This window comes from Arthrobacter sp. PAMC 25486, from assembly GCF_000785535.1.
In the GTDB taxonomy this organism is placed as follows: domain Bacteria; phylum Actinomycetota; class Actinomycetes; order Actinomycetales; family Micrococcaceae; genus Specibacter.
On record NZ_CP007595.1, the window covers coordinates 4067725 to 4094595 of the forward strand.

General features: G+C 63.1%; 23 protein-coding genes. 17 read left to right on the top strand and 6 right to left on the bottom strand.

The window, feature by feature from the left end; genetic code table 11:
* The first annotated feature begins 84 nt into the window (after positions 1-84).
* From art_RS18400 to art_RS18425, 6 genes are all read left to right on the top strand, one after another.
* Positions 85-705, top strand: a complete 621-nt coding sequence (locus art_RS18400; protein WP_157875351.1) for a hypothetical protein — start codon at positions 85-87, stop codon at positions 703-705.
* A gap of 105 nt (positions 706-810) precedes the next feature.
* On the top strand, positions 811-1653 hold the full coding sequence (locus art_RS18405) for an exodeoxyribonuclease III (RefSeq protein WP_038467268.1): 843 nt from the start codon (positions 811-813) through the stop codon (positions 1651-1653).
* 17 nt (positions 1654-1670) lie between these two features.
* A complete protein-coding gene (trpS, locus tag art_RS18410; protein WP_038467270.1) occupies positions 1671-2699 on the top strand; it encodes a tryptophan--tRNA ligase in 1029 nt (342 codons plus the stop codon).
* A gap of 2 nt (positions 2700-2701) precedes the next feature.
* Entirely contained in the window at positions 2702-3259 is a 558-nt protein-coding gene (locus tag art_RS18415; protein WP_052136754.1) for a 2'-5' RNA ligase family protein, read from the top strand.
* The gene (locus art_RS18420) at positions 3237-4340 is read left to right on the top strand and encodes a YihY/virulence factor BrkB family protein (protein ID WP_157875353.1); all 1104 of its coding nucleotides are present in this window, start codon (positions 3237-3239) and stop codon (positions 4338-4340) included. The genes art_RS18415 and art_RS18420 overlap by 23 nt, the downstream gene beginning before the upstream one ends.
* Positions 4341-4507: 167 nt before the next feature.
* The gene (locus tag art_RS18425; RefSeq protein ID WP_157875354.1) at positions 4508-7228 is read left to right on the top strand and encodes a LuxR C-terminal-related transcriptional regulator; all 2721 of its coding nucleotides are present in this window, start codon (positions 4508-4510) and stop codon (positions 7226-7228) included.
* Between the two features lie 244 nt (positions 7229-7472).
* Here the strand turns inward: art_RS18425 and art_RS18430 are convergent, their stop codons facing one another.
* The 4 genes from art_RS18430 to sdhC all read right to left on the bottom strand — a co-directional run bounded on the left by art_RS18430 (position 7473) and on the right by sdhC (position 11016).
* Positions 7473-8264: a succinate dehydrogenase iron-sulfur subunit gene (locus tag art_RS18430; protein ID WP_038467274.1), complete on the bottom strand. Its 792-nt coding sequence runs from the start codon at positions 8262-8264 to the stop codon at positions 7473-7475.
* Complete coding sequence (gene sdhA, locus art_RS18435; protein WP_038467276.1) at positions 8264-10063, bottom strand: succinate dehydrogenase flavoprotein subunit; 1800 nt, start codon at positions 10061-10063, stop codon at positions 8264-8266. Before sdhA ends, art_RS18430 begins: the two co-directional genes overlap by 1 nt.
* 91 nt (positions 10064-10154) lie before the next feature.
* A complete protein-coding gene (locus art_RS18440) occupies positions 10155-10622 on the bottom strand; it encodes a succinate dehydrogenase hydrophobic membrane anchor subunit (RefSeq protein ID WP_038467278.1) in 468 nt (155 codons plus the stop codon).
* 1 nt (position 10623) lies between these two features.
* On the bottom strand, positions 10624-11016 hold the full coding sequence (sdhC, locus tag art_RS18445) for a succinate dehydrogenase, cytochrome b556 subunit (protein WP_082000423.1): 393 nt from the start codon (positions 11014-11016) through the stop codon (positions 10624-10626).
* Positions 11017-11317: 301 nt separating this feature from the next.
* On the opposite strand from sdhC, the gene art_RS18450 reads away from it, so the two are divergent.
* The 8 genes from art_RS18450 (at position 11318) to art_RS18485 (ending at position 21372) form a co-directional block, all read left to right on the top strand.
* Positions 11318-12463 (top strand): mannose-1-phosphate guanylyltransferase, encoded by a 1146-nt coding sequence (locus art_RS18450; RefSeq protein WP_038470935.1) that lies wholly within the window; start codon positions 11318-11320, stop codon positions 12461-12463.
* Between the two features lie 253 nt (positions 12464-12716).
* The gene (locus tag art_RS18455) at positions 12717-13925 is read left to right on the top strand and encodes an amidohydrolase (RefSeq protein ID WP_038467282.1); all 1209 of its coding nucleotides are present in this window, start codon (positions 12717-12719) and stop codon (positions 13923-13925) included.
* A gap of 317 nt (positions 13926-14242) precedes the next feature.
* On the top strand, positions 14243-15370 hold the full coding sequence (locus tag art_RS18460) for a BMP family protein (RefSeq protein ID WP_038470937.1): 1128 nt from the start codon (positions 14243-14245) through the stop codon (positions 15368-15370).
* A gap of 93 nt (positions 15371-15463) precedes the next feature.
* On the top strand, positions 15464-17050 hold the full coding sequence (locus art_RS18465) for an ABC transporter ATP-binding protein (RefSeq protein WP_052136756.1): 1587 nt from the start codon (positions 15464-15466) through the stop codon (positions 17048-17050).
* Positions 17047-18324: an ABC transporter permease gene (locus tag art_RS18470; protein ID WP_038467284.1), complete on the top strand. Its 1278-nt coding sequence runs from the start codon at positions 17047-17049 to the stop codon at positions 18322-18324. The genes art_RS18465 and art_RS18470 overlap by 4 nt, the downstream gene beginning before the upstream one ends.
* Positions 18321-19616 carry an ABC transporter permease gene (locus art_RS18475; RefSeq protein ID WP_038467286.1) on the top strand — a complete coding sequence of 432 codons (1296 nt, stop codon included), beginning with the start codon at positions 18321-18323 and terminating at the stop codon, positions 19614-19616. Before art_RS18470 ends, art_RS18475 begins: the two co-directional genes overlap by 4 nt.
* Before the next feature lie 2 nt (positions 19617-19618).
* Positions 19619-20065, top strand: a complete 447-nt coding sequence (locus art_RS18480) for a cytidine deaminase (protein ID WP_173425246.1) — start codon at positions 19619-19621, stop codon at positions 20063-20065.
* Positions 20062-21372: a thymidine phosphorylase gene (locus art_RS18485; RefSeq protein WP_038467288.1), complete on the top strand. Its 1311-nt coding sequence runs from the start codon at positions 20062-20064 to the stop codon at positions 21370-21372. The genes art_RS18480 and art_RS18485 overlap by 4 nt, the downstream gene beginning before the upstream one ends.
* A 114-nt stretch (positions 21373-21486) precedes the next feature.
* Here the strand turns inward: art_RS18485 and art_RS18490 are convergent, their stop codons facing one another.
* Positions 21487-22437 (bottom strand): endonuclease domain-containing protein, encoded by a 951-nt coding sequence (locus art_RS18490; RefSeq protein ID WP_038467290.1) that lies wholly within the window; start codon positions 22435-22437, stop codon positions 21487-21489.
* Between the two features lie 249 nt (positions 22438-22686).
* Here art_RS18490 and art_RS21290 point away from each other — a divergent pair, with 249 nt between their 5' ends.
* The 3 genes from art_RS21290 to art_RS18505 are packed head-to-tail and all read left to right on the top strand — an operon-like array spanning position 22687 to position 25576.
* Positions 22687-23646 carry a DedA family protein gene (locus art_RS21290; protein ID WP_052136757.1) on the top strand — a complete coding sequence of 320 codons (960 nt, stop codon included), beginning with the start codon at positions 22687-22689 and terminating at the stop codon, positions 23644-23646.
* A gap of 9 nt (positions 23647-23655) precedes the next feature.
* Positions 23656-24873, top strand: a complete 1218-nt coding sequence (locus tag art_RS18500) for an adenosine deaminase (RefSeq protein ID WP_052136758.1) — start codon at positions 23656-23658, stop codon at positions 24871-24873.
* Between the two features lie 46 nt (positions 24874-24919).
* Positions 24920-25576: a MazG nucleotide pyrophosphohydrolase domain-containing protein gene (locus tag art_RS18505; RefSeq protein ID WP_052137015.1), complete on the top strand. Its 657-nt coding sequence runs from the start codon at positions 24920-24922 to the stop codon at positions 25574-25576.
* Positions 25577-25588: 12 nt separating this feature from the next.
* On the opposite strand, the gene art_RS21295 is transcribed toward art_RS18505, so the two are convergent.
* A complete protein-coding gene (locus art_RS21295; protein ID WP_082000425.1) occupies positions 25589-26335 on the bottom strand; it encodes a PadR family transcriptional regulator in 747 nt (248 codons plus the stop codon).
* Positions 26336-26871: the final 536 nt, after the last annotated feature.

The window sequence follows — 26871 nt, forward strand, 5'->3', positions numbered from 1 at the left end:
TGCGGCGGCACGGGTGGCAGCGCCCACGTTCGCCGCTGGTGGAAGCCGGGCACGGACGGCGTCGGGATTTGAGAGAATGGGATCATGACTTCTCCTCAAACCGGCAAAATGTCCAAACCCGGCAAGTTCACTGGCGTTGGCACCATTGTGCTGGCAGCTGTATTCCTTGTAGCCCTCGTTTTCGCGGCCAACAACAGCACGGTGCTGGGGTGGATCATCGCGGCGATCGCGCTCGGCTGGCTGGTGCTCTCCACCTTCGTCTACATCGGCGTGCACAAGGCCGCGGCATTCGGCGCCCGCCAGGTGGCCCTCGCCCAGGCGCAGATGGCGCAGCACAACAGTGCCAGTGCCCCGTCCGACGGCGGCACCCGCCTGGTCTCGCAGGATTCCGGCTCGCGCACGGCCGAGAAGGCGCGCGAGATGAAACTGGACCACTCGTTCAAGATCATCAGCGTCCAGGTGGGCGTAGTCAACGAATACCTCGGCAAGGACGCCGAGATGGTGGCCCGGGCGCTGGATACGATTGACATTACGGCCACGAACGGCCGCGGCATGATCAACCCGAACTGGGAAGCCCAGGAAGCCAAAATGGACGCGGCGATGGCCAAAAAGAACGCCGAACGCCAGGCCGAGAACGCCCAGGAAGCCAAAACGGCCACCGCGGGCGACGGCGACGAGCCCGTCAGCGGCACCATCATCGACTAACGCCCGTCACCATCCATGCGCCCCGCGCGGGCGGACGATCCGGCACCACCTGGGCAACGGCGTCGTGCATCAAAATCATCAGGCCCTGCGGGTAAGGTTGAACAAGTGAGCAACGGTATTGAAAACGGTCAGTTGAGGATCGCAAGCGTCAACGTCAATGGCATTCGTGCCGCCTACAAGAACGGCATGGGCCCGTGGCTTGCAGCGCGCGATGTGGACATCTTGTGCCTGCAGGAAGTGCGCGCACCAGATGCGATCGTGGAGGGCTTCCTCGGCGAGGACTGGCACCTGCTGCACGCCGAGGCTGAGGCCAAGGGGCGTGCCGGGGTGCTGATCGCCACCCGCAAGGACCGCCTGGAACCGGTGGCCACCCGCCTCGGCATTGGCGATGATTACTTCGCCACCACCGGCCGCTGGGTGGAGGCCGACTACGTGGTCACGGGATCCGACGGCACGGACCAGACCCTCACCGTGGTCAGCGCCTACGTCCATTCCGGCGAGGTCGGCACCATCAAACAGGAGGACAAGTTCCGCTTCCTGGACACCATGATCGGGCGCCTGCCGCAACTGGCAGCAGGCAGCGACCACGCACTTGTGGTGGGTGACCTGAACGTGGGCCACAAGACCTTTGACATCAAGAACTGGAAGGGCAATGTGAAGCGCTCCGGGTTCCTGCCCGAGGAGCGCGCGTACTTTGACCGGTTCTTCGGTGATGAAATCGGCTTCAAGGATGTTGCCCGCGAACTCGCCGGCGACGTCGACGGCCCCTACACCTGGTGGTCCAACCGCGGCCAGGCCTTCACCAACGACACCGGCTGGCGCATCGACTACCACGCCGCCACCCCCGGCCTGTTGGCCAAGGCCCAGACCTGCGTGGTGGACCGGGCTGAATCCTACGAAGCCCGCTTCTCAGACCATGCACCACTTGTTGTCGACTACAAGTTCTAAAGGACTTTTCAACCATCATGAGTGAGATTACACAACGCCCCCGCGTCCTCTCCGGAATGCAGCCTTCCGGAGACAGCCTGCACCTGGGCAACTACCTGGGCGCGCTGGTCAACTGGGTGAAGACCCAAGATGACTACCAGACGCTGTTCTTCATCCCGGACATGCACGCCATCACCGTGGAGCAGGACCCGGCGGAACTGCGCGAACGCACCCGCAAGACTGCGGCACAGTACATTGCCGGCGGCATCGACATTGAAAAGTCAACGCTGTTTGTCCAGTCCCACGTACCGGAGCACGCCCAGCTGGCCTGGGTGCTGAACTGCATCACCGGCTTTGGCGAGGCCTCCCGCATGACCCAGTTCAAGGATAAATCAGCGAAAGGTGGGCAGGACGTTGCCAGTGTTGGGCTGTTCACCTACCCGGTGCTGATGGCCGCCGACATCCTGCTCTACCGCCCCCAGGGCGTGCCCGTGGGCGATGACCAACGCCAGCACGTCGAGCTGGCCCGCGACCTGGCCAAGCGCTTCAACTTTAGGTTTGGCGACACCTTCGTGGTCCCGGAAGCCTTCATCCAGAAGGAAGGCGCCAGGATTTACGACCTGCAAAATCCGACGGCGAAAATGTCCAAGTCGGCGTCGGGCCCCAACGGCCTGATCAACCTCCTCGACGACCCCAAGGTGACGGCCAAGCGCATCAAGTCAGCCGTCACGGATGACGACACAGTCGTTGCCCACGACCGTGCAGCCAAGCCCGGTGTGACAAACCTGCTGGAAATCCTCTCCACCCTGACGGACCAGCCCGTTGACGCACTCGTGGCGCAGTACGATGGCAAGATGTACGGGCACCTGAAAGTGGATGTGGCCGAGGCTGTTGTGGAACGGCTGGAACCCATCCGCAAACGCACGCTGGAACTGCTCGACGATCCGGCGGAGCTTGACTCGCTACTGGCGCATGGGGCTGCCAAGGCGCGGGAGATCGCCTCCGCAACGCTGGCCGACGTGTACGAAAAGGTGGGCTTCCTGCCGCCCCTGGGACCGGTCGACTAGCCGTGCCAGGCATTGGTCAAAGCGGGGCATCGCCCACCCCGCACGCTGACAGTCTTGGCGTCATTATTTCCCTGCCCCCTGCGCTGGCGGAGCAGCTCAGCGAGCGGCGGGCCGAGTACGCGGGGCCAGGTTCCGCCGTCGTGCCTCCCCACATCACGTTGGTGTCGGGGCGGGCCAAGGAGGCCTGGAACGATGCTGCCGAGCACGTCCGGAAGGTCGCTGCTGCCGGGGAGCCGTTTGTGATTTCGCTGCGGGGGACGGGCACGTTTGAGCCGATTTCGCCAGTTGTGTTCTTGAATGTAGCGGACGGCGCGCACGATTGTGTACAGCTCCACGAGCAGTTGTTGGAGGGTCCGCTGGAGCACTTGTTGGCGTTTGACTTCCACCCGCACCTGACGATCGCCCATGACCTGGACGCACCGAACATGGCCCGTGCGAAGGCCGACATGGCGGATTTTTCGGCCGATTTTGAGGTCGCCAGTATTGGCCTGTACAACTTTATTGCCGGTGGCTGGGCACTGCGGGAGGAGCTGGCTCTTGGGGGAGCGAGAAGAGGTTAGAGACGGGCTGGAGGCCGCCCATTTTCCGGGATTTGTTGCCCCGGGGGTGGTCGCCAAAAAGCCCATGGCAGCGCCCTTGCAGGCGCCGCCGAGTCCTCTCGACCGCACGGCGCTGGCCGACTGGGCTGCTTCAAAACGGGGAGACTTTGTGGCTGCCCGTGCCAGCGGCAACCCGTGGCGACAGCTCACTACACTGTTTCCGTGGCTCAACGCCAGGGCCGCACAAACGTTTCCGCTGCGGGTGTGGAATCTGTACACCCGCCGCCGCGGCCCGCTGCTGGCCGCAGGCAACGCCTACCTGATGTTCTTCTCGGTCGGTGCCATGCTGGTGGCCGGTTTCTCCATTTTCGGCATGATCGCCGCCGACAACGAGGTGCTGCGCGATGCCGTGGTTGATCTCGTCGCCGAAAGCACGCCCGGGTTGATCAACACCGGCGATGGCGGCCTGGCAACTCCCGAACAACTGCTCGGCACGGGGGGCTTCGGACTGACCCTGTTCGTCTCCCTGGCCGCACTGCTCGTCACAGCGATGGGGTGGATCAACGGCCTGCGTGAGGGCATCCGCTCCCTGCTGGGCCTGGCACGCGACAGGACAAACCCTGTCCTGTCCAAGGTCCGCGACGGCGTCACCTTGCTGGTGCTGGCAGTGGCACTGGTGCTGACCAGCGTGCTCGGCCTGCTCAGCACAGCCGCCATGGGCCATCTCGGAGAGGTGCTGGGATGGGGAAGTTTCCTCACTGGTGCAACAGCACAATTTGGTTCCATCGCCTTGATGTTCATCCTCGACGTGGCAGTCGCCATGATCATGTTCAGCATCGCCTCACGGGTGCGCATGCGACGGCGTGTGTTGATTCTGGCCGCCTTGTTCTCCGGTGCCGGTGCCACCGTGCTGCGATTCTTCAGCGCGATGCTGCTTAATGGTGGCACGAGCAACAAACTGCTGGCTCCTTTCGCCGTGATCCTGGGTCTCTTTGTCTGGTTCTTCCTGCTCAGCCAGGTGTACCTGATGTCGGCCGCTATAGCGGCGGTCCTGGCCGCCGACCGCCCCCGGCGTTCCAAGAGTCGGGCAGCCAAGGCCTGACGCGCTGAGGCCTGACCGGGCGGGACCTGCCGTTGGGCAGGGCAGCCGGCCTCCCGCCGTCGTGGGTCCACCCAACCATGTGCACCCGTTCGTATTTCTGACCTACAATTAACGTCGATAACCGAATGCATTCTGCAGGGTCTGGGGCCCGGATGGAACGATCGCACATGTCTCGAATGAACTTGCGGCACACGGCACTGCGGCAGCGTGAATTCCTGGGCCGCAACGAGCTGGTGGAACACGTTGTGTCCAACCTTGGGCGGCCGGGCTCCAACCTGCTGCTCGTGGGCGCCGGGGGCGTGGGCAAAACCTCGTTGGCGGTCCATTCGATCGAGACGCATTGTGGACTGTACCCGGGGCTGCAGGTTGTGCATTTCACGGCCACCGAAGCGACGCAGCGCACTCCGTTGGCTGTGTTCGATTCGGTGCTCTCCGAGAGCAATCTGGCCAGCGATCAGCGCCCGGACCGCATTGGCGAGTTCATCATCGGGCAGTGCCTCAACCACGCTGCCGGCAGGCCGGGCAGAGCCGCCGTAAAACCGGGCCGCCTGATCATCCACATTGACGATGTTCCACTGCTGGATCCGATGAGTGAGGCAGTTCTTGAATACCTCATCTCGCGCACGGATGTTCGGGTGGTGCTCACCTGCCGCAGCGCCCCCGGCCCTTCCGGAATGCTCGTGCGGGCCTGGCGGGATGGCACGCTCCGGCGCATCGACGTGCCCGAGCTTTCGCTTGCTGAGATTGGCGAGTTCGCGGCAGTCATCCTGCCCGCCCAACCCTTTGCCGCGGAAACCATCGAGCGTCTGCATGCGATGACTGGCGGCAACGCCATGTTCCTCCACGAGCTTCTTCGAGTGCTGGAAGCCTCCCAACAGCTGGAGTCGAGGCAGGGCCTGTGGGTGTGGACTGGCCAGCTGCCGGGAGGCACCTCCCTTGTCGACCTCCTCAGGGTTGAAATTGAACAGCTGACGGTAAAACAACGGGCAGCCTTTGAGATCGTGGCGCTGTGTGCGCCGGTGTCCTTGGACCTGCTCGGCCGGGAAGTCTCGCTCGAGGCCATCGGGCTGCTAGCCGACGCCGGGCTCGTCAGGCTCGCCACCACTGGACTGCACACCGGCACAGTTGTGTCTCTGGCACACCCCATTTTTGGTGAAGCGATGGCAGGGCTGCTCAATTCTGCCCAGACCAGATGCCACTACCGGGCCCTGTACGCGTCGGCCATCGCCCGGTTTACCCGGATCCAGACCCCGACCCGGGATCCGGCCTCAATCCAGGCTCTGTCAGACCAGACGGAATCCTCCAGAGTTGCCTGGACAGGTGAAACGTCTGAGCTGCTCACCGTTGTCGCCTGGGCGTTGGCGGCGGGGGAGGATGTGCCCCTACGGCTGCTCACCGACGCATTTGGGTACGGTAGGTCGCTCACCGACTATGCCTTCCGCATCCGCATTGCCACGATGATCCTGCGCCACCCGGATGCTCCGTCACTGCTCCGGGCCGACGCACTGATCAACCGCATGGAAGCCCACCGCTTCAGTAACAACCCACTGGCCGTATCCGCCGACTCCGGCCGCGCCCGGGAAACAGTGGAGAACCTCCCCGACGGGGGGCCACGCAATGAGCTCGCCGCCGATCTGGCGACGGTCCTCTCGGACGCGTACGTGCTGCAGGAAGGCCGCTGGGAAGACGCCCTGGAGATACTCGACTGGGCGGAAAACCTCATCGCAGGGTCACAGCTGCCGACCCAGCAGGCGCGCCACCGGCTGTCCGCCTCCCGCGGCATCTACCTCAGTTACGGGGGCAGAATGTCGGAGTCGTATAACGTGCAACAGGACACATACAATGCCACCCGGTCCACTCCGCATTTTCTTCCGCTGGCATCAACCAACGTCATCACCATGGGGCAGCGCGGCGACTCCAAGCGCGCACGCTCCCTGGCCAGGGCGCAGCTGACCCACGCCGTGCGAGCAATGAACAAGTATCCGCTCGCGACAGGTGAGATTGTGGCGGCCTGGTGCCTGTCCGACATGATCACGGGGAACACCCGTGAGGCCTCGTTCATCTACGGACTCATGAACACCGCCATCGCACGAAATCCCGGGCACGTCCAGATGCGCAAGACCCTGGTGGCTTTTGGCCGCGGGCTGCTGGCCTCCATGAACGGCGAATGGCCGGCAGCGGCCGAAAACCTGACGCTGGCATGCGCGGAGCTTGAGGACTTCTCCGGAACAGGATCCGAGGGGTTGCTGCTCGCAACGCTGGCCCTGGCCCATGCCGCCAACGGCAACCATGCGGCCTCCGCAGAGGTGCGCCAGCAGCTGCTCAACCGAACCACGGGGGAGAGCCGGCTGCTGGAACTGCCCTCGCGCTATGCCCTGCTCCTCGCCTCCATGTATGCTCCCACCGGCGGCGAAGGCGCCGAGGCGCTGGCGCTTGTCGAGCTGGCCCGCAGCTTTGACTTTGCCCTGATGGAGTTGCGGGCCCTGCACCTTCTTGCCTGCTGCACCACTGAGGGGCTTACCCCCGCGCAACTGCAACGTGCACGATCGCTGGCGGCGGCCGTCGATGCTCCCATCGCCGCCCCGCTGCTGGCAAGCTGTGAGCACCTGGCGGCAGGCGGGTTGCCGAGCCGGGGCGAAGCGGCCCGGCTGCTCGCCCGCCGCGGGCTCTTTGTGCCCGCCGCCCCGCTGCAAAGCCTCACCCCGCGTGAACAGCAGCTCGCCGGGCTCTTGGCTCTCGGATACACCAACAACCAGATCACCAAAAAGCTGGTCATCTCCAAACGCACCACCGAAACGCATACTGCCAAGATCTACCAGAAACTCAACATCAACTCTCGCGACGACATCGGCGAGGCCTTGGATGCGCTGGAGTCGGTGGGCGGTTAACTGCCGCTGCACAGTTTGAAGCACGACGGCGGCTGGCGGGCCGGGGAGCCCAAGCCCGCCAACCGCCGTCGTACTCCACAAACCGGAATCGAGTACGCACTTAGTGGACCAAAATAACGGAAGAAAGCGCTTTCCAGTCTAATAACTGCGTACTCGATTTGGAGGAAGGGAGGGATTCCGCATCCAACGCAAAAGCGCCGCCCCACAAGGGAGCGGCGCTTTTGCTGCTGACTGAAAGCGAAGCCTAGATCTGGCGGGCCAGAATTGCCTGCTTGACCTCGGCGATTGCCTGCGTGACCTGGATGCCGCGGGGGCATGCTTCGGTGCAGTTGAAGGTGGTGCGGCAACGCCACACGCCTTCCTTGTCGTTGAGGATCTCCAGGCGCATGTCGCCGGCGTCGTCGCGGGAGTCAAAGATGAAGCGGTGTGCATTCACAATGGCTGCCGGGCCGAAGTACTGGCCGTCGGTCCAGAACACGGGACAGGATGACGTGCACGCGGCGCACAGGATGCACTTGGTGGTGTCGTCAAAACGCTCGCGCTCTTCGGCGGACTGGAGGCGCTCCTTGGTGGGGGAGTGGTCGCGGTTGATCAGGAACGGCATGACCTCGCGGAAGGACTGGAAGAACGGTTCCATGTCCACGATCAAGTCCTTCTCCACGGGCAGGCCCTTGATGGGCTCAACCGTGATCGGCTTGGACGTGTCCAGGTCCTTCAGCAGGGTCTTGCAGGCCAGGCGGTTGCGGCCGTTGATGCGCATGGCATCGGAACCGCATACGCCGTGCGCACAGGAACGGCGGAAGGACAGCGAACCGTCCTGCTCCCACTTGACCTTGTGCAAGGCATCCAACACGCGGTCGGTGCCGTACATGGTCATGGTGAAGTCTTCCCACTTGGACTCTTCCGAGAACTCGGGGTCGTAGCGGCGAACACGCAAGGTGACGTCGAAAGTGGGGATTTCACCGCCGCCACCAAGGTGTGCGGGCAGCTCAATCTTCGATGCCGGCTCGGGCAGTTCAGCTTCTACGGTGCTCATTAGTACTTCCTCACCATTGGCTGGTAACGGGTAACAACAACAGGCTTGGTCTCCAAGCGGATGCCGGCAATGTGCTCATCCGAGCTCTCTGCCGTAATACCGGAATCGAGGTAGGCCATGGAGTGTTTCATGAACTTCTCATCGTTGCGGTCCGGGAAGTCCTCGCGGTAGTGTCCGCCACGGGATTCTTCACGGTGCAGGGCTGCAACTGTCATGACCTTGGCCAATTCCAGCAGGAAGCCCAGCTCAACAGCTTCCAGGAGGTCAAGGTTGAAACGCTTGCCCTTGTCCTGGACGGTGATGCGGGTGTAGCGCTCCTCGAAACCGGCAATGTCGCCCAGGACCTTGTTCAGGGAGTCCTTGGTGCGGAACACCTGCATGTTGGCGTCCATGGTGTCCTGCAGGTCCTTGCGGATCAGCGCAACCTTCTCGCCGCCGTCGGACGTGCGGACGTGATCCAGCAGCGCCACGGTGCCGGCTTCCGGGTCCTCCGGCAGGTCAACAAAGTCAGCCGTGAGGGCGTACTCGGCAGCGGCAACGCCTGCACGCTTGCCGAACACGTTGATGTCCAGCAGCGAGTTGGTGCCCAAACGGTTTGAACCGTGAACGGAGACACAGGCAACCTCACCGGCGGCGTAGAGGCCGGGGATGATGGTGTCGTTGTCCTGGAGAACCTCGGTGGTGATGTTCGTGGGAACACCGCCCATGGCGTAGTGCGCCGTGGGGAAGACCGGGACTGGCTCCGTGTACGGCTCCACACCCAGATAGGTGCGGGCGAACTCCGTGATGTCCGGAAGCTTGGCGTCAATGTGTGCCGGCTCCAGGTGGGTCAGATCCAACAGGACGTAGTCCTTGTTCGGGCCGCAACCGCGTCCTTCACGAACCTCGTTGGCCATGGAGCGGGCCACGATGTCACGCGGTGCCAGGTCCTTGATGGTGGGGGCATAGCGCTCCATGAAGCGCTCACCCTCGGAGTTGCGCAGGATGGCACCCTCACCACGGGCTGCCTCGGAGAGCAGGATTCCCAGACCGGCCAGGCCTGTCGGGTGGAACTGGAAGAACTCCATGTCCTCCAGGGGGATGCCCTTGCGGAACGCGATGCCCATGCCGTCGCCGGTCAGGGTGTGGGCGTTGGAGGTGGTCTTGAAGACCTTGCCCGCGCCTCCTGTGGCCAGGATGACGGACTTGGCCTGGAAGATGTGCAGTTCGCCCGTGGCCAGGTCGTAGGAAACGACGCCGGCAGTCTTCTTCTGCAGGTAGATGGTGCCATCCTCGCGGGTGGCTTCCTCTTCAACAGTGAGCAGGTCCAAAACGTAGTACTCGTTGTAGAACTCAACGTTGTGCTTGACGCAGTTTTGGTACAGGGTCTGCAAAATCATGTGGCCGGTGCGGTCTGCTGCGTAGCAGGCGCGGCGGACGGGAGCCTTGCCGTGGTCGCGGGTGTGGCCGCCGAAGCGGCGCTGGTCAATGCGGCCTTCGGGTGTGCGGTTGAACGGCAGACCCATCTTTTCAAGGTCGATGACCGCGTCGATGGCTTCCTTCGCCATGATCTCCGCAGCGTCCTGGTCCACCAGGTAGTCCCCGCCCTTGACAGTGTCAAAGGTGTGCCATTCCCAGTTGTCCTCTTCCACGTTGGCCAGGGCTGCACACATGCCGCCCTGTGCCGCGCCCGTGTGGGAGCGTGTGGGGTAGAGCTTGGTCAGGACGGCCGTGTGGGCGCGCTGACCGGATTCAATGGCGGCACGCATTCCTGCGCCACCGGCCCCGACGATTACTACGTCGTATTTGTGGACCTGCATACTGGATGCTCTTTCTCTCTGTACTGCACTAAATGCTGGTGTTCACTTCTTGCCGCCCGGCCTTAAAAAACCGGGTGCCCGCCACTAAAAGTTACGGAACGGGGCAGAAGGACGGGAGGTCAATGACGGCTCCGGGAGGGCACGGGTCAAAGGTGAAGATGACCAGGGTGCCCAAAACGATGATGACGGTGGTGGCAATGTAAAGAATTGTCTTTAGGGTCATGCGGGTGCCGTCACGCTCGGCGTAGTCGTTGATGATGGTGCGGACACCGTTGGTGCCGTGCAGCATCGCCAGCCACAGCATGGCCAGGTCCCAGATCTGCCAGAACGGATCGGACCACTTGCCGGCAACAAAGCCAAAGTCAATGGCGTGGATGCCGTCGCCAACCATCAGGTTCACGAACAGGTGCCCGAAGATCAGGACGATCAGCACCACGCCGGAGAGGCGCATGAACAGCCAGGCAAACATCTCAAAGCTCGAGTGCGAGGACTTGTTCCGCTTGTACTTGGGAGACTGCGCACTGTTGGAGCGCGGTGACGCGATGGAGTTGGTACTCATGCTAGTTCCCTCCGAAGAAATTGGAGAAGACAATGGTGAGGTGACGGATCAGGAACGGAATCATCGTCACGGCCCACAGTGCAAGAACGCCCCACAGCATCTGGCGCTGGAATTTGGGACCCTTCTTCCAGAAGTCGATCGCAATGATGCGCAAGCCGTTGAAGGCGTGGAACACGATTGCTGCGACGAGGCCTGCTTCACCCAAACCCATGATGGGGTTTTTGTATGCCCCAATGACTGCTGTGTACGCCTCAGGGGAAACCCTCACCAATGAGGTGTCGAGAACGTGCACCAACAAGAATATAAAAATCACTACACCGGTAATCCGATGTCCCACCCAGGACCACATGCCTTCTCGGCCGCGGTACAGAGTGCCAGCTGGTTTTGTCGGCACTGATTAAACCTTCCCTGCGTCACCGTTGCGCTGGCGTGGTTCCACGCGGGGAAACGCACACGGCGTAAGCACTCATACTTGTGCCTAAATTTAGGCTTAGCTAACAGCATATTCAACTTAGGCACTCCTTGCTCTATGCGACAAATCACAGACGTGTCACAATTTCCTGGTGTATACGCGTTTTCCCACGCCAGTGAAGGTACGACGGCGGTGTGCCCGGCCTACGCCTGCGGGTGGAAGTTTGGCTTCAAAGCGGCCCTGATGGGCCCTTCTGGGGTGCCCATCACCTATGGTTGAGGTGATGAATACGCACAATTTGCCTCAGTCCCAGCCAGGCACGCCGGACCCGCTGGACAGGTTTTACGCAGTGATCCCCGCCGGGGGTGTCGGAACCAGGCTGTGGCCCTTGTCCAGAGCCGCGGCACCGAAGTTCCTGCACGACCTCACCGGCAGCGGCAGCACCTTGATCCGCGCCACCTATGACAGGCTGGAACCGCTCAGCGGCAAGAAGGTCCTGCTGGTTACCGGGGACGCGCACCGGGTGGCCGTTTGCCGCCAACTGCCGGAGATTGCCGATGAGAACCTGGTGTTGGAGACCGAGCCCAAGGATTCCGGGGCCGCCATCGGGCTGGCAGCAGCCATTCTGTTTGTCCGCGACCCCGACACCATCATGGGATCCTTCGCCGCCGATCAGGTGATCAGCCCCGACGACAAGTTCCAGGCCGCCGTCCGCGAGGCCATCTACACGGCCGCCACGGGCAAGATCGTGACCATCGGGATCAAGCCCACCCACGCCTCCACCGGGTTTGGCTATATCCGCACCGGGACGCCGTTGACTGTTGCCGGGGCTCCCAGCGCCCACACGGTTGAAGAGTTCGTGGAAAAGCCCAGCGAGGAAATCGCCGAACAGTACCTAGCCAGCGGTGAATACAACTGGAACGCGGGCATGTTCGTGGCTCCGGTGGAACTCATGCTCCAGCACCTCAAGGCCAATGAGCCTGACCTCTATGAAGGGCTCATGGAGATTGCCCTTGCCTGGGACACTCCCGACCGGATTGCCGTGAAGAACCGCATCTGGCCCACCCTACCCAAGATTGCCATCGACTATGCGGTGGCGGAGCCTGCCGCCGACGCCGGCGACGTGGCCGTCATTCCGGCCGACTTCAGCTGGGACGATGTGGGCGATTTTGCCGCCATTGCACGGTTGAGCAGTGCCTTGGAAAACAAGAACGTCAAGGTCATTGGCGAGGGCGCCCGCGTGTTCACCGAAGACAGCACCGGGATCGTGGTCACCGACACGAAGCGGGTCATTGCCTTGATCGGCATCCAGGACGTGGTGGTCGTGGACACCCCCGATGCCCTGCTGGTCACCACGCGCGCCCACTCGCAGCTGGTCAAGAAGGCCGTCGACGGGCTCAAGGCCCAGGGCGACACCGACGTCCTGTAACCCACTGCTTCCTACCTCCACCCTCCACTTCTGCCGAGGTGTGAGTTCGCGCCCTCCGGCAACGACGCATCCGTGTTGGGAAGGGGCGTGATCTGACATCTCGGCGAAGGGAAGGGGCGTGATCTGACATCTCGGCGGGAGGGGGCTCGCCAAAGGTGAGCTTCCAGCCGTCGTACTCCGGGCGGAAGATGCAGAAAGTAACGCAGCGCCGCCAATGCCGCCAGCGGGCACTGTCATGGATAGAGTTTGGACTGTGCGCAATTACTCGCTGGAAACAGAACCGACCGAGCTGGTAGGCCCGTGGCTTGAGCCCTTGATAAATGAGGTCCTCGAGTTCCGTCGCGACCTGCATGCCCACCCGGAACTGTCCTTCCAGGAGTTCCGGACCTCGGAGAAAATCTACGACCGGCTCGTTGCGGCCGGGCTGTCGCCGCGACGCCTGGACGGCACCGGGGTCATTGTCGACATCGGCGAGGGCCCCATCACCACTGCCCTGCGCGGGGACATCGACGCCCTGCCAATTGTGGAGGAAACGGGGCTGCCCTTCGCCTCCCGCAACCACGGGGTGACGCACGGTTGCGGCCACGACTTCCACACCGCAGCCATGCTGGGGATCGCCCTGGTGTTGGCGAAAATGGATGCGGTGACGCCGCTGGGCGGTCGCATCCGCATCATCTTCCAGCCGGCCGAGGAAACCCTGCCCGGCGGCGCCTTGTCCTGCATCGACCAGGGCGCGCTCGACGGCGTGCCGCGCATCATGGCCCTGCACTGCGACCCGCGCGTGGAAGTTGGCAAGATCGGCACCCGCATTGGGCCCATCACCAGCGCCTCCGACACCATCAAGATTGAACTCTCCGGACGCGGCGGGCACAGCTCCCGCCCGCACCTGACAGAAGACCTTGTCTTTGCACTCGCCCAAATCGCCATCAGCGTCCCGGCGGTCCTCTCACGCCGCGTCGATGTGCGCAGCGGCGTCTCCGTGGTGTGGGGGCAGATCCATGCCGGCTCAGCGCCCAACGCCATCCCCGGCCAGGGCGTCATGAGCGGCACCATGCGCTGCCTTGACCGCGAAGCCTGGCACTCGGCCGGGGAATTGCTCGACGACGTGGTGCAACAAATTGCCGCACCTTTCGGCGTCGACGTTCACCTGGAACACACCCGCGGCGTGCCTCCGGTGGTCAACTCCGAACACGAAACCGCGCTCATTGAGGCAGCCGCCCGTGCCGAACTTGGCGAAGACTCCGTGGTCCTGGCCCCGCAGTCCATGGGCGGGGAGGATTTTGCATGGTTCCTCCAAGGCATCCCGGGGTCTTTGATGCGCCTGGGCACCCACGTTCCCGGCGGCGAGGAATATGACCTGCACCGCGGTGACTACATCGTTGATGAGCGGGCCCTCGCCGTTGGCATCAAGGTGCTGTGCGCGGCAGCCCTGCGCACCCTGCGGACCCCGGCAGGGCAGTAACCAGCAGGTGCGGCGGCACCCACGGCAGCTGCCACCTTGCGCATGCCTCCGCGAAACGGAGAAAGCAAGCCTGCCCTCCGTCCAAACTGTAACGGTTCCCCAACAATGCGCGGCCGCGGGCCGCGGCGCTATGGTCGCTGACGTGCAGTGACACTAGTGTGGTGTCCATAGCGCCGCAATGCTGGGGTGCGTCAAGGCAATCGCGTTCGCTTCACAAGTTGGAACAGTGGTGTTTCGGCTGGCGGGAGGGAATGGCGCCTGCGTTGTCCACCAGTCCTCCCTTGCGGCTAGACATCGATGGAGGAACCTTGAAAAATTTGCTTCTCAACACCGCCAAGACCGTCAAGCGCGGAGCCCTGGTGGGAACCATTGCAGTCAGTGCCGCGGCACTGCTGCTCACTGGCTGCGGCGAGGCACCACCTGCGCCCGGCGGCAGCGGCGGTGGAGAAACCGGAACAGAAAATCCGGCGGCTGCCAGTTTCTTGGGTTGCATCGTCTCCGACTCCGGCGGCTTTGACGACCAGTCGTTCAACCAGTCCTCCTACGACGGCTTGAAAAAGGCTGAAGCCGATCTGGGCATCAAAATCAAGGAAGCCCAGTCAAAGGACTCGGGAGACTACGTGCCCAACCTGGCGCAGATGGCCAGCGCCGGTTGCAACCTCACCGTCACCGTCGGCTTCCTGCTGGCCGATGCCACGAAGGAAGCGGCTGCGGATAACCTGGACCTGCACTACGCAATCATCGATGACAACACCATCGATGCACCCAACGTCAAGCCGGTGGTTTACGACACCGCCCAGGCAGCGTTCATGGCCGGTTATGTTGCGGCTTCCGTGTCGAAGACCGGCAAGGTGGGAACATTCGGTGGGCTCAACATCCCCACTGTCACGATCTTCATGGACGGCTTTGCTGACGGGGTGAAGTACTTCAACGAGAAGCAGGGCAAGGACGTCCAGCTCATTGGCTGGAATAAGGAGACCCAGCAGGGCTCCTTCGCCAACACCTTTGAAATCATCCAGGAAGGCACCAAGGTCACGAACAACCTGATCTCGGAAGGTGCTGACGTGGTCATGCCCGTTGCCGGTCCGCTGGGCAAGGGTTCCGGCGATGCCATCCTGGCAGCCAACAAGGACGGCAAGGACGTCAAGCTCGTATGGGTTGACTCGGACGGCTTCCTGACAGCCCCCACCTACAAGGACATCCTGCTTACCTCGGTCATCAAGACGATGGGCGAGGCCGTGGAAACAGTCATCAAGGAAGATCTGGACGGCAAGTTCGACCCGACGCCGTACATTGGCACCCTGGACAACGGTGGCGTGGCACTTGCCCCGTTCCACGATTTGGACTCGGCTGTCAGCGCAGACACCAAGACCCAGCTTGAGGAGATCAAGAAGGGCATCATCGACGGGTCGATCAAGGCTGATTCCCCGGCCAGCCCCAAGTAGCAACAGGACAACGGTGTTGAGGGTCGCAGCGTGCGGCCCTCAACACCCGCGTCTGCCAAACGTGTTCCACATAATCTCAGACGGGTTAATACGTTGAAACTAGAACTTCGGGGCATCACCAAGAGCTTTGGTTCCCTGGTGGCGAACGACCACATCGACCTGGTGGTGGAATCGGGGGAGATCCACAGTCTGCTGGGCGAAAACGGGGCCGGCAAATCCACCCTGATGAATGTGCTGTACGGCCTGTATGAACCCACTGCTGGTGAAATCCTCATCGACGATGTGCCGATGAAATTTTCCGGCCCGGCCGATGCCATGGCCGCCGGAATTGGCATGGTGCACCAGCACTTCATGCTCGTGCCGGTGTTCACCGTTGCCGAAAACGTTGCGTTGGGTGCAGAGTCAACCACTTTTGGTGGGGTCCTGAACCTGGCGCAGACCCGGAAGAGGATCCGCGAGATTTCCGCCCGGTTCGGCTTCGAGGTTGACCCTGACGCACTCGTTCAGGATCTTTCCGTGGGGGTCCAACAGCGTGTGGAAATCATCAAGGCACTGGTCCGCAACTCTAAAATCCTGATCCTGGACGAGCCCACAGCCGTGCTCACCCCCCAGGAAACCGATGAGTTCATGAACATCATGGGGCAACTGCGCGACGGCGGCACCTCCATCGTGTTCATTTCCCACAAACTGCGTGAGGTCAAGGCTGTCTCCGACACCATCACCGTCATCCGCCGCGGCAAGGTGGTGGGATCCGCGCCGCCGTCCACCCCCACCACGGAGCTGGCCGCCATGATGGTGGGCCGCGCCGTGAACCTGACCCTTGACAAAGCGGATGCCACTCCCGGCGAGGTCACCTTTAAGGTCACCAACCTGACCGTGATGAACGACGCCGGCCAGAGACTTCTCGATGATCTCACCTTGGGTGTTGCCCAAGGTGAGATATTGGCTGTCGCGGGTGTCCAGGGCAACGGCCAGACGGAACTGACCGAGGCAGTCCTTGGCCTGCACAAACACGTGCTCGGCTCCATCGTCCTGAACGGGAAGGAACTGGTGGGCAGGAGTGTGCGCCAAATCCTGGATTCCGGCGTTGGCTTTGTTCCCGAGGATCGGCAGGACGACGGTTTGGTGGGCGAGTTTTCCATCGCGGAAAACCTGGTCCTTGACCTGTACAAGCACGCCCCGTACTCCCGCGGCGGCACCATGAACAGGGCTGTCATCGCCAAGAACGCGGTGGAAAAAGTTGCCGAATTCGATGTAAGGGCACAGTCCGCCCAGGACCCGGCCGACACGCTGTCCGGCGGAAACCAGCAAAAAGTGGTGCTGGCACGGGAACTGTCCCGGCCCCTGAAACTGTTCATTGCATCCCAGCCCACTCGCGGAGTGGACGTGGGTTCCATCGAGTTCCTGCACAAACGCATTGTGGCCGAACGCGACGCCGGAACCCCCGTGTTGATTGTCTCGACAGAACTGGACGAGGTGCTGGAACTCGCCGACCGGATCGCCGTGCTTTTTGCAGGGAAGCTGATGGGCATCGTGCCGGGCAAATCCAGCCGGGCACTGTTGGGATTGATGATGGCCGGGCTCCCCGCAGCAGAAGCACAGGAACAAATGGACGCACAGACAACTGATCGACAAGAGAACTCCGGCACCACAAACGGTGGGGAAGGGGTGCAGCCATGAGCGGGCCGGACACGAACAAGGCTGGCGGGGCTGAACCGGAGCACACGCCGGCAGCAGCAATGCCGCCGACAACACCGGGCAAGCCCCACAAGCAGGGCAGTCCGGAAAAGGAACAGCCGGGCAGCCAGCTGGTGCGCGAAATCATGAGCGGCAACGCCATGATCTCCGTTCTCGCGGTGGTGGTGGCGCTCGTGATCGGCGGCATCCTCATTGCAGCGACCGACCCCCGCGTGACCACAGCCTTCGGATACTTCTTTGGCGATCCCAGTGCAACGTTCAAGGCCATTTGGGCATCGATTTCCGAAGCGTACGGAGCCCTGTGGCGTGGGGCAACCTACGACCCCAACTCCCGCACGTGGCAGGGACGCCTGGGCATCTTTGAAACCCTGACCTTCGCCACACCGCTCATCCTTTCCGGCCTGGCCGTCACTCTGGCCTTCCGGGTGGGCCTGTTCAACATCGGTGCCAAGGGCCAGATCCTCCTAGGTGCCACCTTTGCCGGCGTCGTGGGTTTCATGATTGAACTGCCCCCGGGCATCCACCTGCTGGCCGTCATCCTGGCCGGTGCCATCGGTGGCGCGCTCTGGGGCGGCATTGCCGGTTTCCTGAAGGCGAAGACCGGTGCACACGAGGTGATCGTGACGATCATGCTCAACTACATCGCCGTCTCCCTGGTCCTGTACCTGCTGAAAAACCAGCTGAAGGATCCGAACAGCAGCAACCCCATCAGCCCGCGCATGCACGAAACCGCCATGTTCCCGCTGCTGCTGGGACCCAACTACCGTGTGCACGCCGGGCTGATTGTGGCCGTGCTGGCCGTGATCGGGGTGGCCTGGCTGCTGAACCGCTCAACACTGGGATTTGAATACCGTGCCATTGGAGCCAACCCGCGAGCCGCCCGGACGGCAGGCATGCTGGTGTCCCGCGGCTACACCACGGTCATGCTCATCTCCGGTGCATTGGCAGGTTTGGCAGGCGTCACCCAGCTCGCCGGAACGGAGAAAACACTGGACGCCGACATTGCCGGCAGCATCGGCTTCGACGCCATTACCGTGGCCCTGCTGGGACGTTCCACACCGTGGGGCACCTTCTTTGCAGCACTCCTGTTCGGTGCGTTCAAGGCTGGCGGCACGTCCATGGCTGTCAATGCCGATGTCTCCATCGACATCGTCGCTGTGGTGCAGTCACTGATAGTGCTGTTCATTGCAGCCCCGCCGCTGGTGCGCTCAATGTTCCGGATCAAGGCAGTTAGCCGTGAAGGGGTGGCAGCATGAGCATCACCGCCAAAAGCGAACCGACCAAGACGGTTGACGCCGTCGCCATTCGCAGCTGGAAAATGCCGATCCTGCTCGGCGTGCTGGCGCTGTTCGCCGTCGTCGTCTTCATTGTCCTGGGCCCCAGCGGCACCGCCACTTTCCGCATCTCCCAGGATACCGACGCATGGCAGGTGCCCAACCTGGTGGTGCCGGCCAAGGCGGTGGGCGTGATCGTCTCGCTGGTCTGCGGGGCGCTCGCCTATTTCGCCTGGCGTCAGACCAAGGACACCGGACGGATCGCCAAATGGGTCATCATGACGTTCACCGTGGTGTTTGTGGTGGGCTTAATGGTGTGGATCATCGGCGGCACCACCACGCAAAACATCACGCTGGTGGGGTTGTTTACCGGTGCCATGCTCATCACCACCCCGTTGGTCTTTGGGTCCCTGTCAGGTGTGCTGTCCGAACGGGCCGGTGTGGTCAACATTGCCATTGAGGGCCAGCTGCTTGCGGGTGCCTTCACGGCCGCACTGGTTTCCTCCATCACCGGCAACGCGTTCGCGGGCCTGTTTGCTGCGGCCGCCGCCGGTGTCCTGGTGTCCCTGCTGCTGGCCGTGTTCAGCATCAAATATGTGGTGAACCAGATCATTGTCGGCGTGGTGCTGAACGTGCTGGTGTCCGGCCTGACCGGCTTCCTCTTTGAGAAGATCATGAAGACCAAGGTCGACGGCGTCACGATCTACAACCAGCCCGCCCACCTGCCCAACCTGCCCATCCCGCTGCTGTCCGAGATCCCCATCATCGGTCCCACGCTTTTTCGCCAGTCCATCATTGGCTACTTCATGCTGATCCTGGTTGCCGCCATCTGGTTCGGTCTGTTCCGCACCCGCTGGGGTTTACGCGTGCGGGCCGTGGGTGAGCACCCCAAGGCCGCCGACACCGTGGGCATCAACGTCAACCGCACCCGCGTGCTGAACGTGCTGGCCGGCGGCGCCGTCGCCGGAGTGGGCGGCGCCTACTTCACCCTCGTTGCCGTCAGCAGTTTCAGCAAGGACATGACAGGCGGCCTGGGGTTCATCGCCCTCGCCGCACTGATCTTCGGCCGCTGGAACCCCATCGGCGCAGCCCTGGCAGCACTGCTGTTCGGCGTGGCTGGAAACCTGCAAAGCATCCTCTCGCTCGCAGGCACACCCATCGACGGCCAATTCCTGGCCATGCTGCCCTACGCACTGACCATCCTGGCCGTGTCCGGCTTCGTCGGCCGGGCACTCGCGCCCGCCGCCGACGGTGAGCCCTATATTAAGGAGTGACTTTGAGCAAAGAGACGCCCGACGGCGGATGGGAACCACTGCGCCAAGCCGCCACCGTGGCACTCACCAAGGCGTACGCGCCGTATTCCAATTTTCCTGTAGGAGCCGCTGCCAGGCTTGAGGACGGCAGCATCGTCTCCGGCTGCAATGTGGAAAATGCCAGCTACGGGCTGACGCTGTGCGCGGAATGCACCCTGGTGGGCGCGGCCCGCATGAACGGTGGCGGGCTGATCACCGAGTTCTACTGCGTTGACGGCAGCGGGGCCATCCTGATGCCGTGCGGGCGCTGCCGGCAGCTGCTGTTTGAATTCAGCACGGCGGCCACCCTTGTCATGACTTCCTCGGGAGCCAAGACCATGGATGCGATCCTGCCCGACGCCTTTGGACCCAACAACCTACAGGACGCTAACAGCCCGAAGTACACCGAGAACCCGAAGGAGCAGCCATGAACGCCCAGGGACCCTATGCCGCGGTGGACATCATCGGCATCAAGCGCGACGGCGGCCGGCTCAGTGCCGACCACATTGCCTGGACCGTCGCGGCCTACACCCGCGGCGACATTGCCGAAGAACAAATGGCGGCACTGAACATGGCCATCCTGCTCAACGGCATGGACCGGGCAGAGATTTCGCAGTGGACGGCGGCCATGGTCGCCTCGGGCGAAACCCTTGACTTCAGTGGCCTGCGCAACTCTGCTGGTGCTCCGATGCCAACCACCGACAAGCACTCAACCGGCGGCGTGGGGGACAAGATCACGCTGCCGCTGGCACCCCTCGTGGCCGTATTTGGCGCAGCCGTGCCACAACTGTCCGGCAGGGGACTGGGCCACACCGGGGGCACCCTGGATAAGCTGGAAGCGATCCCCGGGTGGCGAGCCGATGTCACCCACGAGGCCATGCTGCGGCAACTCGGTGAGGTGGGCGCCGTCGTCTGTGCCGCGGGAGGAAACTTGGCACCCGCTGACAAGAAGCTGTACGCCCTGCGCGACGTGACGGGGACGGTTGAGTCGATTCCGCTGATCGCCTCATCCATCATGAGCAAGAAGATCGCGGAGGGCACGGGCGCCCTGGTGCTTGATGTGAAGGTGGGCTCGGGAGCGTTCATGAAAACGGTGGAGCGGGCGCGCGAGCTGGCGCAGACCATGGTGGCGCTGGGGCAGGATGCTGGAGTCAACACGGTGGCGCTGCTGACCGACATGTCAACGCCGCTGGGCCTGACTGCCGGCAACGCCATTGAAGTGGAGGAGTCGGTAGAGGTGCTGGCCGGCGGCGGCCCTCCGGACGTGGTGGAGCTGACTGTGACACTGGCGCAGGAGATGCTGGACGCGGCAGGCATTCGCGGGGCCGATCCGGCCGCAGCGCTGCGCGATGGGCGGGCCATGGATGTGTGGCGGCGCATGATCGCAGCCCAAGGCGGCGACCCCGATGCGCCGCTGCCGGTGGCCCGGGAATCTGACGTCATTTACGCACCGGCCGACGGCGTGCTGGTTGGCCTGGATGCCATGGCCGTGGGGGTCGCGGCCTGGAGGCTCGGTGCCGGGCGGGCCCGCAAGGAGGACATCGTCCAGGCCGGCGCGGGGGTGCGGATGCATGCCAAACCCGGTGCGCTGGTTCGTGCGGGGGAGCCGCTCATGACACTGCTGTCCGACACCCCGGAGAAGTTTGCCGGTGCCAGGGAAGTACTTGCCGACGCCGTGACCATTGCCCCCGAAGGCTCCCGCCCGGCGAACCAACTGATCATCGAGCGCATCGCCTAGCCGCCCTCTTTTCCGCCGAGATATGAGTTCGCGCCCTCCGCCTTCCGTCGAGGTGTGCGATAACGCCCCCTTCATTCCGTCGAGATAGGAGTTCGCGCCCTCCGTCTTCGCCCTTCACCGAGGTTCCAAGCGTCCTGTCCATCCTTGGAGTCGAAGCGCTTCTTTGACCAGCGCGACGACGGCCTTGTCACCGTCGCGGTCCAACATGTCCTTGGTGATTCTCAGCTGCAGCCAACCAAGTTCCTTCATCAGCTGGTCGCGGGCCTCGTCGATGTCCTGTTGATGCGGGTCCAGATGGTGTTCGCCGTCGTACTCGATGGCAATCTTCCACTCCGGGACTGCCAGATCCGGCCAGGAGCAATCGTTTTCGTTCTCATCCTCGACAACGAAGTTGAGCGTCATCTCCGGCAGGCCGGCTCTTTCCAAGGAGAGCCGGATCCTGGTTTCAGGTGGTGAATCGGAGCCGACCCTGATCAGGTCCGCAGCCTCTCGCGCCTTGACGATGCCGCGCCGGCCAGATTCATGCTTTACGGCTTCCCTGAGTTTTTCGATCTTGACCAGCGCCACGCGTTTGGGGCCGAATATTCGATCGTGCTCACACACCAGAAAGTCTCCCGCGGCCACGAGATCATCAAGGTCCAGTATGGACGCCAAATCCAGCCAGGTGCGAAGTGGGGAAGTGACGAACAAGCCCAGAACCTGGACTATTTCTCCGGGTTTGAAGCGGGCATGGTGACCAACTGTTCCGATCCTTGATGGCGGGTTCTTGGAAGCGTCCCGGGATATATGCACGTCGAAACGACCGGCAAGCCAGGGAGGCAGCGGTATTCCCCAAATATGGGCGGCCGTGCTGTGGCTGGCGATCCCATCTTGTGTCAGGTTCAAGATCGGGCGGACCTGGCTGATGTGATCCTGTTCAATGTCCCAAGGAACGCGAATGCCACGACTGGGGGAGTGGTAGCCGCTGGATCTGGTGCGCTTTCGTGTGACATGGCACGAATCAGACTCGTTCAGTGTGAAGGAACGGCCCCGAATTCCTTCGGGCAAGGGCTGGGCATTTGTCATGGTTCAAGTCTGGCTGAAATGTCGGATGGACGTCGGGAGTTATCCACAGGCCAGGCTATTTCAGGGGCGGCAGGGCGTGATCGCACATCTCGGCAGAAGTGGCTGGGCGTGATCGCACATCTCGGCAGAAGTGGGCAGAAGGGGGGGAGGAACCGGGAAGGAAATCTAGTCCTTTGGATGGATGTCCGATGACTGGGCAACGTGGGAAACTGATGATAGACAACCACCATCTGAGAGGAAACGCCCAGGGTGGACTTTTTGCACATCATCGACCAGTTGAATTTTCTGATCGAACATTCCGCCGGCCAATGGTGGGTCATTCCCCTGGTGAGCCTCTTTTGCCTCATCGACGGGTTCTTCCTCTTCCTGCCCAGTGAAACCGCCATCGTGGCCCTGGCCTCCATCGCCGCCCGCAGTGGGGAACCCAACATTTGGCTGTTAATCCTCGGCGCCTCGGTGGGCGCCATCATCGGGGACAACATCGCATACCTGATGGGCAGAAAACTGGGCACCACACGGTTCCGCTGGATGCGGCGGCCGCGCGGTGCCAGGGCCTTCGCCTGGGCCGGCAAGGAACTGGAAAAACGCGGGGCCATGCTGATCTTTACCGCCAGGTACATCCCGGTTGGCCGCATCGCAGTGAACTTCACGGCCGGGGCCACCTATTTCCCGTGGCGCCGCTTTGTCCTCCTCGACGGCATAGCCGTGGTCACCTGGGCAGGCTACTCGGTGGCTGTGGGCACCTTTGCCGGACGCTGGGTCCACGACAATCCCTTGCTGGGCGTGGGCATCGCCATCACCTTCGCCATCCTCATTGGCTTCATCGTGGACCATGCCATGAAGTATTTGCACCACTTCCTGGAAAAGAGCGGGCGCATCGCACCCCGCCCCGAACCCGGGCTCATGGCGGCAACCCATGCCGCACAGGTCCAGGCGGACCTTGTCCGCAACACCGGCACCGACCCGGAGGGATCCCCCGACGGCGGCGGGCCACTCGCCTCAGGGGGCACAACCGGTGCGCCCGTGGCGAACGCGGGGGAGGCACCCAAGGCCGTGGCCGACGTCGAACATTCCACTGAAATCCCCGCAGAACCGGGGGAAATTCACCGCAACGGCCAGCATCCGGTGCCGCTCACTGCCGGCGTTTCCGGGCACGCGGCGGGACACCACCGGGCCCACAAACTAGCGCAGCATGAAACACATCCCTAGAGTGGGATTGTGACTAACCCAACTTCAGAGCATGCAGCCCCGTCCATCCCCGTTGTGGACCTCAAATCGCTGCCAAAGGTATCCCTGCACGATCATCTGGACGGCGGTTTGCGCCCGGAAACCATCATCGAGCTGGCCGCTGAGGCGGGCCACACGCTCCCGGCCACCGAGCCTGACGCGCTGCGCGCCTGGTTCCTGGAATCGGCCGATTCGGGTTCGCTGGAACGCTACCTTGAAACCTTTGACCACACGATCGCCGTCATGCAGACGCACGACGCCCTGGTGCGGGTGGCCCGGGAATTCGTGGAAGACCTCGCCGAAGACGGTGTGGTGTACGGCGAAGTCCGCTGGGCGCCCGAGCAGCACCTGAGCAAGGGGCTCTCACTCGACGACGTTGTTGAGGCGGTTCAGGAAGGCCTCGAGGAAGGCATGGACCTGGTCGACGAGGCCGGCGGTTACATCGAGGTCGGCCAGATCGTCACGGCCATGCGCCATGCCGACCGCGGCTCAGAAATCGCCCAACTCGCCGTGCGCCACCGCGACAACGGCGTGGTCGGCTTCGACATTGCCGGTGCCGAGAACGGCTTCCTGCCCTCCCGCTTCAAGGAAGCCTTCACCTACCTGGCCGAGAACAACTTCCCCGCCACCGTCCACGCCGGCGAGGGTGCCGGGCTCGAAAGCATCCAGGATGCGCTGGTCCACGGCCGCGCCCTGCGCCTGGGCCACGGCGTGCGCATCGCCGAAGACATCCACCTTGATGTGGAGGAAATTGACGGGAACGACGTCGGAACCCTCACCTTGGGTGATTTGGCACAGTGGGTGCGTGACCGCCAGATCCCGCTCGAGCTGTGCCCGTCCTCCAACCTGCAGACCGGTGCGATCGCCGCGTTTGGCACCACGATCGGCGAGCACCCGATCGACCTGCTGCACCAGCTGGGCTTCAACGTCACCGTCAACACGGACAACCGGCTCATGAGCGGAGTGACCCTGACAGGTGAATTTGGCCTGCTCGTGGAAACGTTCGGCTACGGGCTCGACACCGTGCTGGAACTGACGCTGAACGCCGTGCACGCATCGTTCCTGCCCATCGAGGCGCGCGAACAGTTGGCAGACTTCATCATTGAGCACTACGAAGACGTCATGGAAGACATGGACGAGTTCGAGGACGACGACGAGTTTGAGGCATTCGACGCATCAGATCTGGACGAATCCGAGCTTGGCAACTAATCCAACACCGGCTGCAACAAGGCGGGCCGCCTCCACCGAAGTGGAAGTGGCCCGCCTTGTTGCCGTCATTGCCGCGCTCCGCGAACACTGCCCGTGGACTGCGGCGCTAACCCACGACTCCCTCACCACCTATCTCCTGGAGGAGTCGTACGAACTCATTGAGGCCATCGAGAGCGGCCACGGTGGTGACATCGCCAACGAACTCGGCGACATCCTGCTGCAGGTGGTTTTGCACGCCCGCCTTGCGGAGGAGTCCGGCAGCTTCGACCTTGCCGATGTGGTTCGCGGGCTCAGCGAGAAAATGATCCGCCGCAGCCCCCACGTCTTCCATCCCGACGGCACCCTGCAGAGCTCCTTCCCCGCCACGATCGCCGAAATCGAAGCCGTGTGGGAACGCGTCAAGGCGGACGAACGGGCGGCGACGGGTGCCGCCGTGCCGGTCGCCGAGAGCCCTTTTGCCGGGATTCCTGCGTCGCTGCCGGCACTGGCCATGGCGCAAAAGTCGGTGGAACGTGCCGCGAGGGCAGGCATTGGGGTGCCTGCCCTCGCGGGGAACATTGCCGGGACCATCGAGCCCGGGACGATCACGACGGAGGACGAGCTCGGGAAGCTGCTGTTCGACGTCGTCCGTGGTGCGCATGAGTGCGGACTGGATGCCGAACGGGCACTTCGCCAGGCTGTTCGCGATTTTCAGGGACGCTAGCCAACAGGGACGCTAGTCGGCCAGCAGCTGGTAAATGGTGCGGCGAGCGGTGTCCAGGGCCTCGGTGGCACTTTTGATCTGCTCCTCCGTGCCCGCCATGGCGATCTGCTGAACGGCGCCGCCGAGTTTGTGCATGCCTGCACGCAGCTCGGTTCCCGCGCCGGCCTCCTCGTTGACGTCGGCCCACACTTGCGCCATTTCGTCGGAGTTCTGCGCAACATAGGCCTTGCCGGCCTCGGTGAGCGAGAATTCGGTGCGCCTGCCCTCCTCGGAGGATTCGATCAGGCCCTCGGCCTGCAGGGCGGCGAGTGCAGGGTAGACCGAGCCGGGGCTGGGGCGCCAGGCGCCGTCGGTGTGGATGGCGATGGCCCGGATCATGCCGTAGCCGTTGTAGCTGTGCTGGCTCAACAGGGATAGGAGGGCGCTGCGGACATTGCCCTTGCGGACCCGTCCACCGCGACCGCCAGGGCCGAAACCGCCGCCCGGGCCAAACCCGGGACCGCCGGGGCCAAAGCCGGGGCCAAACCCTGGACCGCCGGGGCCGCGTCTGCCGCCTGGACCAAAGCCGCGGCCACCGGTCCGGCCACCGCCCCGGGGGCCTTCTTCGCCAAAGCCGCGATCACGCCCGCCGCGGTGACGGTCCGGAAAGTCGCCCTCGCCTGTGGGGGAGTTGGGTTCGTGGTGGTGTCGGGCTCGTGGATTGCGCTGCCCGCGGCGGTCAAAGTCATTGGATTCTTGGGGAAAAGTAAAGTTTTTCATGAGGAGTAGTACCTGTTCATGCTGATGCTTCGCTGGGAAGTCTTCGTGAAGTTGTGTTGGTGGGCGGCAGAGGCGGAACCTAATCTGGTTGGCGCGTCCGGCCCGGGTGGAGCAGCACTGGAGGCTGCCCGCTGACTGTGTCACTCTCGCGTTTAGAATGTCGCGATACTTAACGATATATCGCTATGTTCTTTAGTGTCAAAGGTGGAGGTCGAAAACTTCCTCCGGGGGCGCGACGTCGCGCAGCTTGTCGGCGGGCGCCACACCGGCCCGGTCGGTGGCGCAGAAGCGAAATCGGACGCGGGAGCGTTGGTTGATGCGCCCCGGAAGGTGAGGGGGCCCTCTGTGTCAGGTCGAAACACCCCGGAAGGGAGCATCCTTGGTGGACGACGGCGGCTCCGCACCATCCCCGGAAAGGTGACCTCCCGCCGTCGTACTTTAGTGAAGGAGCGTCCGACGCGTAGGTCAATCCCCGGTACCTCAGTGGTCGGGCCAAGCCGCAAAAACGCCGCAGCACCCGCCATAATCGCGCTCTG

What these genes read in the sequence shown, in the direction of transcription:
- art_RS18400 (WP_157875351.1), top strand. Translation starts at nt 85, where the DNA reads ATGACTTCTCCTCAAACCGGCAAAATGTCCAAACCCGGCAAGTTCACT.
- trpS (WP_038467270.1), top strand. Translation starts at nt 1,671, where the DNA reads ATGAGTGAGATTACACAACGCCCCCGCGTCCTCTCCGGAATGCAGCCT.
- art_RS18425 (WP_157875354.1), top strand. Translation starts at nt 4,508, where the DNA reads ATGTCTCGAATGAACTTGCGGCACACGGCACTGCGGCAGCGTGAATTC.
- art_RS18430 (WP_038467274.1), bottom strand. Translation starts at nt 8,264, where the DNA reads ATGAGCACCGTAGAAGCTGAACTGCCCGAGCCGGCATCGAAGATTGAG.
- sdhA (WP_038467276.1), bottom strand. Translation starts at nt 10,063, where the DNA reads ATGCAGGTCCACAAATACGACGTAGTAATCGTCGGGGCCGGTGGCGCA.
- art_RS18440 (WP_038467278.1), bottom strand. Translation starts at nt 10,622, where the DNA reads ATGAGTACCAACTCCATCGCGTCACCGCGCTCCAACAGTGCGCAGTCT.
- art_RS18450 (WP_038470935.1), top strand. Translation starts at nt 11,318, where the DNA reads ATGAATACGCACAATTTGCCTCAGTCCCAGCCAGGCACGCCGGACCCG.
- art_RS18470 (WP_038467284.1), top strand. Translation starts at nt 17,047, where the DNA reads ATGAGCGGGCCGGACACGAACAAGGCTGGCGGGGCTGAACCGGAGCAC.
- art_RS18475 (WP_038467286.1), top strand. Translation starts at nt 18,321, where the DNA reads ATGAGCATCACCGCCAAAAGCGAACCGACCAAGACGGTTGACGCCGTC.
- art_RS18485 (WP_038467288.1), top strand. Translation starts at nt 20,062, where the DNA reads ATGAACGCCCAGGGACCCTATGCCGCGGTGGACATCATCGGCATCAAG.
- art_RS18490 (WP_038467290.1), bottom strand. Translation starts at nt 22,437, where the DNA reads ATGACAAATGCCCAGCCCTTGCCCGAAGGAATTCGGGGCCGTTCCTTC.
- art_RS21295 (WP_082000425.1), bottom strand. Translation starts at nt 26,335, where the DNA reads ATGAAAAACTTTACTTTTCCCCAAGAATCCAATGACTTTGACCGCCGC.